The 7,644-nt window shown below is 63.6% G+C and carries 8 protein-coding genes; 3 read left to right on the forward strand and 5 right to left on the reverse strand.

Features of this window, described 5'->3' with window-relative positions; translation table 11 throughout:
* The 3 genes from VEK15_00940 to VEK15_00950 all read right to left on the reverse strand — a co-directional run.
* Nucleotides 1-428: response regulator (locus VEK15_00940; GenBank protein HXV59228.1), on the reverse strand; the 428-nt coding region annotated here is incomplete at its 3' end.
* Nucleotides 429-431: 3 nt separating this feature from the next.
* On the reverse strand, nt 432-2,945 hold the full coding sequence (locus VEK15_00945; GenBank protein HXV59229.1) for a response regulator: 2,514 nt from the start codon (nt 2,943-2,945) through the stop codon (nt 432-434).
* Nucleotides 2,942-3,289, reverse strand: coding sequence for an anti-sigma factor antagonist (locus tag VEK15_00950; GenBank protein HXV59230.1), 348 nt, complete (start codon nt 3,287-3,289; stop codon nt 2,942-2,944). Before VEK15_00950 ends, VEK15_00945 begins: the two co-directional genes overlap by 4 nt.
* Before the next feature lie 219 nt (nt 3,290-3,508).
* On the opposite strand from VEK15_00950, the gene VEK15_00955 reads away from it, so the two are divergent.
* The 3 genes from VEK15_00955 to VEK15_00965 are packed head-to-tail and all read left to right on the forward strand — an operon-like array spanning nt 3,509 to nt 6,422.
* Complete coding sequence (locus VEK15_00955) at nt 3,509-3,961, forward strand: VOC family protein (protein HXV59231.1); 453 nt, start codon at nt 3,509-3,511, stop codon at nt 3,959-3,961.
* 47 nt (nt 3,962-4,008) lie between these two features.
* Complete coding sequence (locus tag VEK15_00960) at nt 4,009-5,577, forward strand: class I adenylate-forming enzyme family protein (GenBank protein HXV59232.1); 1,569 nt, start codon at nt 4,009-4,011, stop codon at nt 5,575-5,577.
* Nucleotides 5,574-6,422 carry a VOC family protein gene (locus VEK15_00965; protein ID HXV59233.1) on the forward strand — a complete coding sequence of 283 codons (849 nt, stop codon included), beginning with the start codon at nt 5,574-5,576 and terminating at the stop codon, nt 6,420-6,422. The genes VEK15_00960 and VEK15_00965 overlap by 4 nt, the downstream gene beginning before the upstream one ends.
* 13 nt (nt 6,423-6,435) lie before the next feature.
* Here VEK15_00965 and VEK15_00970 read toward each other — a convergent pair whose 3' ends face one another.
* Together VEK15_00970 and VEK15_00975 are read right to left on the reverse strand one after the other, a co-directional pair.
* Nucleotides 6,436-6,840: a PaaI family thioesterase gene (locus VEK15_00970; GenBank protein ID HXV59234.1), complete on the reverse strand. Its 405-nt coding sequence runs from the start codon at nt 6,838-6,840 to the stop codon at nt 6,436-6,438.
* Nucleotides 6,837-7,644: zinc-binding dehydrogenase (locus tag VEK15_00975; protein ID HXV59235.1), on the reverse strand; the 808-nt coding region annotated here is incomplete at its 5' end. The genes VEK15_00975 and VEK15_00970, both read right to left, overlap by 4 nt.

Here is a 7,644-nt window from a genome sequence, read left to right on the forward strand (position 1 = left end):
TCGCAGGGGACGGCCAATTCGACCCAGTGCGGTTTCGCCGAGAGGACACGGATGCGCGAGCCGTTGCCCGGGTCGCTTGCCGCCTTTTCGACCAGCGAGAGAAGCGGGGTCGGGTCGATGGGCTTGGCGAGCAGGGCGTAGGCGTCCTCCCGCACGGCATCGAGGACGGTTTGAGGCGTGTTGTCGGCGGTGATGACCACGACCCTCGGGCGGGTGGCTCGCTTGTCCATCTTTCTCAGGAGCTCGAGCCCGCTCATCTCCGGCATCCAGATATCGAGGAGCATTACGTCGAACTCCTGCTGGCCGAGACGATCGAGGGCCGCCGCACCGCTGGCCACACTATTGACTTCGTGCCCGGCCATTTGGAGGATCTTCTCGATGCGGTGGCGGGTGACGCGTTCGTCTTCGACCAGGAGGACTTTGGACATGGCTCAGTCTTTCATCGCCTCGTCGAGGGCCCGCTCGAGGCTCTTGGTTTCGTGGACGAGGGTTTGCAGGAGGCTCGAAGCATCGTCGAGGTCCCCGGTACGGGCGCGGCGCTCGAGCTCCCTCGCGAGGTCGAGGGCCCGCTTCGAGGCGAAGTTTCCGAGAGCGCCGATGAACGCATGCGCCGATGTGGCGAGCTTTCTTGCTTCACGGCCTCGGATGGCGTCTCCCATGGTCTCCAGCATCTCGTGGGAGTCTTCTTTGAAGAGCTGGATGAGCTCCTGGAGCAATCCCCGGTCTCCTCGGACGCCCGCGAGGAGCTCTTCGATCTCGAGCACCGGCGCGTCGTTCTTCTCGATGGGAGAGACCTCGGAACGTCGCTCGATCGAGAAGCGGGCGGCGAGCCCTTCCATGGTATCGAGCAGCTCCTCGAAACGGATCGGTTTCGAGACGTAGGCGTCCATGCCCGCGTCGAAGCACATGTCCCGGTCCTCGTTCATGGCATAGGCGGTGAGGGCGATGACGGGAATATGGGCGCCGGAACGTGCCTCGCGGTCTCGAATCAGCTCCGTGGCCTGGAGTCCGCTCATTCCCGGCATCTGGACGTCCATGAGCACGAGGTCGAATCGACCGGGGGTCTCGAGCGCGTCGAGTGCCTCCTGGCCGGTGGAGACGGACTCGACCGTGTAACCTTGTTTCGCCAGCAGCCGTTCCACCAGCTCGCGATTGACGGCGTTGTCCTCGGCCAAGAGGATGTTCAAGCCGCCTCGCGGACGGGGCGCCTTCGCGGATTCCGTCCGCTTTCCCGAGACCTCCTCGTCGGTGGCACGGCCGAAGCGCAGCGTGAAGTGGAAGGCGCTTCCTTGGCCCGGAACGCTCTCGAGCCAAATCCGACCGGCCATCATGGAGGCCAGGTGAGCCGAGATCGCCAGGCCGAGTCCGGTGCCCCCGTATTTCCTCGCCATTGCCTGATTGGCCTGAGCGAAGGCCTCGAACACCATTTGCTGCTTGCTTTCGGGAATACCGATTCCGGAATCGGCCACGATGAAGTGGAGCTCGACTTCGTCGAGGGCAACCGATACGCTCTTCACGTCGAGCTTGACCCAGCCTTCCTCGGTGAACTTCAGTGCGTTGCCGATGAGGTTCACCAGGATCTGGCGAAGCCGTCGCGGGTCGCCGAGGAGATGATCGGGGACGGCGGCATCGATGTTCGAGGAGAGGTCGAGTCCTTTCTCACGAGCCCTCATCTCGAGGATCTTGACTGTCGCTCCCACGGTATCGCGAAGCGAGAAGGGGACGTAGTCGATGGCCAGCTTGCGGGCCTCGATCTTGGAAAAATCGAGGATGTCGTCGAGAAGCTCCAAGAGCGCTTCGGCAGAGTCCTTGACGGTTATGAGATGGTCCCGCTGCTCCTCGTCGAGGTCGGATTGCAAGGTGAGCTCGGTCATGCCGATGATCGCGTTCATCGGCGTTCGGATCTCGTGGCTCATGTTGGCGAGAAACTCGCTCTTGGCGCGGGTCGCATCCTCGGCGAACCGTTTCGCCTGATCGAGCTCGTCCACGAGCTGCGTGAGCCGGCGCGCGTTCTCCTCTTCGGCGCGTTTCGCCTGCTCGAGATCGCGGGCATATCGCCTCAGCGCCTCTTCGGCGCGCTTTCGCTCGGTGATGTCTCGAGCGACGGCGTAGACCAGACCCGATTCGACCGAGACCGCCGTGTTCCAGGACAGCCATTTGTAAGAGCCGTCGCCACAGCGGTACCGGTTCTCGAACGAGATCACGTCCGAGCCCGCACGGAGGCTGGAGGCGGCCTCCACCGTCGCTTCCAGATCGTCGGGGTGTACGAAATCGAGGTAGGGCTTCGCCAGCAGCTCTCCGCGCGAATAGCCCAGCGTTTTCTCCCATGCCGGGTTGACGTGCTTGAAGTTGTACTCGTGGTCGGCAACGCAAAGGAGGTCGAGTGAGAGCTCGAAGAACTGGTCGAGCTCCCCGCGGGCGTGATCGCGCTCGACCAGGGCACGGGTAAGATCGACGAGCTTGCGGCGCTCCTCCATTCGGCTCACCACCTGACGGGCGAGTGCGGTGAGGAGCCCGCGCTGCTCGCTGTCGAGGGAGCGTGGCGCTCGGTCGGCGACGCAGAGTGTACCGAGCGCGAGACCATCTGCGGTTACGAGGGGCGCGCCGGCGTAAAAACGGATCCGCGGCTCGGCGATCACCGACGGGTTCGTTCGGAAACGCTCGTCGGCGAGCGTATCGGGAACCTCCATCACGTCGGTGTCGAGGATCGCGTGGGAGCAGAATCCGTGCTCGCGCGGGGTTTCGGTCAGCGCGATGCCACGCGCCGACTTGTACCACTGCCGCTGCTCGTCCACCAAGGTGATGACGGCGATGGGGGTACGGCAGACGTAGGACGCGAGCAGGGTCAGGTCATCGAAACCCTCCTCGGGAGGCGTATCGAGGATCTGGTAACGTCCGAGAGCTTCGAGCCGGGCCATCTCGTTGGCGGGAACCGGTATCTTCATTTCTCGAGCCATCGAAGCGCGTCGTCGATGTTCTCGGCCCACCCGAACCGATCGCTCAGGTGGACCATTTCGATGAGCTTGCGCATCTTGTCGTTGGCATTCATCAAGAGGAGTTTCCCGCCACGACCGTTAACGGACACGTAATGATGGACGAGGATCCCGATGCCCACGCTGTCGAACCAGCTCACCCCTTCGAGATCGATGATGTTGCGCACTTTGCGCTCACGCGAAAGCTTATCTAGGGTCGCGCGTAACTCGGCCGCGGGCTTGCCATCCACGATGGATCCGCGAATGCGAACGAGCGTCACATCGGTCGAGCCGACGGGAGTAACCTCGATTTCCATTGCCGCCGCCGTCGTTAATGTACAGCATCAGGCAACGGGCATCCACCGAGGCAGCGGGTATCCAGGCCGGGGAAGGGGAAACCGTTCTTGGCCGGCGCGCCAGCGACTCCGACGCCTGATTCGGGACGCAACCCGGGCGACCGAGGGTATTGACGATGAGCTCGAGCATCGACTAATAACTACTTACCGACTTGGGAATCGAGAGAAAGGGGAGAAATCATGAAGGATACCCCGAAAGGCTGGCCGAGGATCTCTTCGGCGCTTTTCTACGATGACGCCCCCAAAGCCATAGACTGGCTGTGCCAGAGCTTTGGATTCGAGGTGCGATTGAAGGTCGAGGGCGAAGGCGGACGAATCGAGCATTCCGAGCTCGTCCTCGGAGAGGGTCTGATCATGGTGGGCTCCACGCGGAGAACCGACCGGGCGCATCGCTCGTACTGCGCGAGCCCACGCTCTCTCGACGGAGCCAACACCCAGAGTCTATGCGTTTACGTAGATGACGTCGATGCTCATTGCGAGCGGGCCCGTGCTGCAGGCGCCGACATCCTGGAGGGGCCCGAGACCCACGATTACGGGGAAGAGTATTGGGCGGATCGCGGCTACCACTGTGCCGATCCGGAAGGCCACCACTGGTGGTTCGTGCAGCGGGTTCGAGAACCGGGAGCGCGATGAAGACCCTGGGACATGACGCGAGATACCAGTACGGAGACGATTGACGAGTGAGGCAGGAAGACAATCTGGGCTTCTGGTGCTCGAAGGCGACCGGCAGGTTTCCGCAACGCACCGCCCTCATCGATCTCTCGCGGTCGAGCCCGCGCGAAGTCACATACCGTGAGCTGGACGAACGCATGAACCGTGTGGCGAGCCTCGTGCGCTCGCGAGGCATGGGGCCGGGCGATCGCCTCGCCATGGCGATTGGAAACCGGTTCGAGTTCATCGAGATCTTGTACGGTGCGATGCGCGCCGGCGTGGTCCCGGTTCCGCTGAACACGAAGCTCGGCGCGGAGAGCCTCGAGTACATTCTCCGCGACGCGTCTTGCGTTGGCGCATTCGTCGAGCCCTCGTGTAGTCGCTTCGTCGTCGAGGTCACGAACCGGCTCGGACTCGACCATCGATTCGCCTTCGATCCGGTGCCGGATGGGTGGCTCGACTACGAGGAGTGGCTTCTCCGTCAAGATCCCACTCCCGAGTCCACCGAGCTTCCGCGGAATCACCCGGCTTTCCAGCCCTACACGTCGGGCTCCACCGGAAAGCCGAAAGGCGTCGTGCTGACACATGAGGGACAGCTCTGGTGGGTCCGCTGCCTCGAAAGATACTGGCCCGAGAAATCGAACGCTCGGGCGCTCGCGGCGGTACCCCTTTATCACAAGAACGCGATGGCGGGCGCGGTGAAGCCGCTTCTCCAGGCCGGGGGAACCGTGGTCATCCTGCCGGATTTCGAGCCGCGTCGTTTTCTCCGGACCCTTTCGAAGTATCGCTGCACCCAGGCTTCGGGGGTGCCGGCCGTCTTCACGAAGCTCTTGCAAGAAGAGGATCTCATCGCCAGTTTGGATTTTTCCCATCTCGAGAGCTTGAACATCGGCTCGGCACCCGTGCCCGAAGAGCTGATGTCCGCGGTCCAACGGGCTTTCGGCGTCAAGGTCACCGAAAGCTACGGTCTCACCGAGGGGGGGCCGGTCATGATCGGCCCTCCGATAGATGGCAGGGAGACTCCTCGAGGCAGTTGTGGCCTTGCCTGGCCCGAAGGGGAAGTGAAGCTCGTCGACGCGACCGGCAAAGAGAGCTCGAGCCAAGGCGAGCTCTGGGTACGAAACCTCGGAGTCACACCCGGCTATCACAATCTGGCCGACGTCAACGCCGAGAGGCTCCGGGACGGCTGGCTCGCCACTGGCGATCTCTTCTCCCGCGATTCGCAGGGATTCTTCTACTTCCGGGGTCGATGCGACGACATGTTCAACTGCGGCGGCGAGAACGTATACCCGAAGGAGGTCGAGAACCTCCTGCTCTCACACCCGGCCGTTTTCGATGCCGCCGTCGTTCCGCTTCGGCATTCCGTCAAGGGACACGTGCCAGTTGCGATGGTAATGAGCCGAACCGGAGCCGAAGGACTCGACGAGAGCACGCTCAAGAAGCACTGTCTCGACAACGGGCCCGCCTACGCGCACCCTCGCCGGGTCCTGGTCGTGGAGTCCCTTCCTCTGAATGGAGCAGGCAAGGTCGACCGTGTGGTGGTACAACATATCCTCGAGCAGGCTTTCGGAGCGGAAATGAAGGAGACCAGTCGATGAGGGGGAACATCTCGCTCGAGCTCGATCACGTCGCGCTGATCACGCCCGATCTCGCGTCGTCGAAGGAGGATTATGAAAGGCTCGGCTTTCGCCTCACGCGGGCTAGCTCTCACAAGGGAAGAATCACACCCGACGGACCGATCGTGCCCTGGGGCTCCGGCAATCACTGCGCGATGTTCCACCGGGGCTACTATGAGATCCTCGGTGTAACCGATCCCAACCTCCATCACGAGCATTTCACCGCCCTCGCGGGCAAGTACCACGGCGTTCAGCTCATCGCGCTCGGGTGCCAAAGTGCCCCAGAGCTTTACCAGAATTGGAAGAACGAAGTCGCTGCCCTGACAGCACCCATCGAGATCGGACGGGACGTGCCTCTGGGTCTCCAGGGAGAGGAAACCACGCCCGGGACGTTTCGCGTCGTGCATCTCGCTCGCGACGCATTTCCCGAGGCGGAGCTTCTATTCATCGAGCACGCGACCAGAGATGCACTGTGGCAGGAGGTTTTGCTCGAGCATCCCAATGGCGTGCTCGGACTTTCGGGCGTGACGATCTGCTGTATCGATCCCGACGAGACGTCCGGACGGTTCGAGCGGCTGACCCGGGGCGCCCTCGCCGAGGGCATCGTCTCCTTCGCGACTCCGCATGAGCTGTCCCTGCGATACGCGAGCGCGGTGCTTCCTTCGATACCCTGCGTTGCCGTCGTCGAGCTCGCGGTCCGAGATCTCGAGGCGACGTCGGCCTGTCTGAAGGCGAATCAGGTCACGCCCCACCCGGGAGAAAACGCCGTGTGGGTTCGCCCCGAACGCGCGGGCGGTGTGGTTCTGTGCTTCGCCGAAGGCGAGTAAGGCGCGAGGCGCTTCAACTCTTGGTGTAGTACGTGCCCCGGCCGATGGCGACCAGCTGTCCCCCCTCGTCGTGCACCTCGACGTTTACCACCCCGAGAGTACGTCCCGCTTTGACGACGCGGGCCGTCGCGATGAGGTCGGTCTCGACCGCCATCCGCAGAAAATCGATGCGCAGGTCGATGGTGGGAATGCCCCGTCCGAGCCGAGCGGCGAGGGCGTAGTCTCCGGCGATGTCGATGAGCGCGGCGGTGACGCCGCCATGGAGCTCGGGCCTTGTGGACGAACGGCAGAGCTCGCGCCGGAACGGCAGTCTGATCGTGACCGAGCCGGCGACGGGATCGAAGGCGACCGCCTGGAGCCCCAGAAATCTCTGATACGGAGGCTCGTCGAGCGCATGCTGGAGACGTTCGAGAGTCATGGACGTAGCAGCACCTTTCCGAGGACGGCTCGGTCCTCGAGGAGCTTCTCCGCGGTCCTCGCCTCGGAGAGCGGCAGGATGCGGTCGATGATGGGTCGGATGCGTCCTCGGTCGACCCCGTCGACCAGCTCGCGAATGTCCTCCGTCGTCCAGCCGTCGGATCCCAGGATGGTGAGCTCGCGGACCCAGACGTAGCGGAGGTCGGTCCTGGGATCGAATCCCGCCGTCGCGCCGCAGGTCACGAGTCGGCCTCCTTTCTTCAGGCAGCGGAGGGAAGGAACCCACGTCTCCCCTCCGGTGTAGTTGACGACGACGTCCACACCTTGCTTGCGGCTCAGCCGCCAGGTCTCCGCGCTGAAGTCGGTCGTCGAGCTATCGATGACCTCTTCTGCACCGAGCTCGAGAAGCTTCTGTCCCTTGCTCGCCGAGCTGGTGACCGCGACGACCCGCGCCCCGATGTTCTTCGCGATCTGAATGGCTGCCGTACCCACGCCCCCGCTCGCGCCGAGAACGAGGACGGTCTCCCCCCTGCGAAGCTTCGCGCGCTCATGGAGCATCCGCCGCGCGGTTCCGTAAGCCACGGGGAGGCATGCGGCCTCTTCGAAGGGGACGCCGTCGGGCAGGGGAATGGCGTGGGACGCCGGCGTTCTGACGAGCTCCGCCATACCGCCCGGCAAGCTCTCCCCGAGCATGCCTTCGGCCGATGAGGGGTTCACGAGCACCCGATCCCCGTAAGCGAGGTCTCGGACGTGTGCGCCGAGCGCCTCCACCGTCCCCGCGATGTCCCCGCCGGAGATGAAGGGA

This window comes from Vicinamibacteria bacterium (assembly GCA_035620555.1).
Taxonomy (GTDB): Bacteria; Acidobacteriota; Vicinamibacteria; order Marinacidobacterales; family SMYC01; genus DASPGQ01.

Bases quoted from the DNA above. Each gene is read 5' to 3' on its own strand.
- VEK15_00970 (HXV59234.1), bottom strand. From the start codon at position 6,840: ATGACTCTCGAACGTCTCCAGCATGCGCTCGACGAGCCTCCGTATCAG.
- VEK15_00965 (HXV59233.1), top strand. From the start codon at position 5,574: ATGAGGGGGAACATCTCGCTCGAGCTCGATCACGTCGCGCTGATCACG.
- VEK15_00945 (HXV59229.1), bottom strand. From the start codon at position 2,945: ATGAAGATACCGGTTCCCGCCAACGAGATGGCCCGGCTCGAAGCTCTC.
- VEK15_00950 (HXV59230.1), bottom strand. From the start codon at position 3,289: ATGGAAATCGAGGTTACTCCCGTCGGCTCGACCGATGTGACGCTCGTT.
- VEK15_00955 (HXV59231.1), top strand. From the start codon at position 3,509: ATGAAGGATACCCCGAAAGGCTGGCCGAGGATCTCTTCGGCGCTTTTC.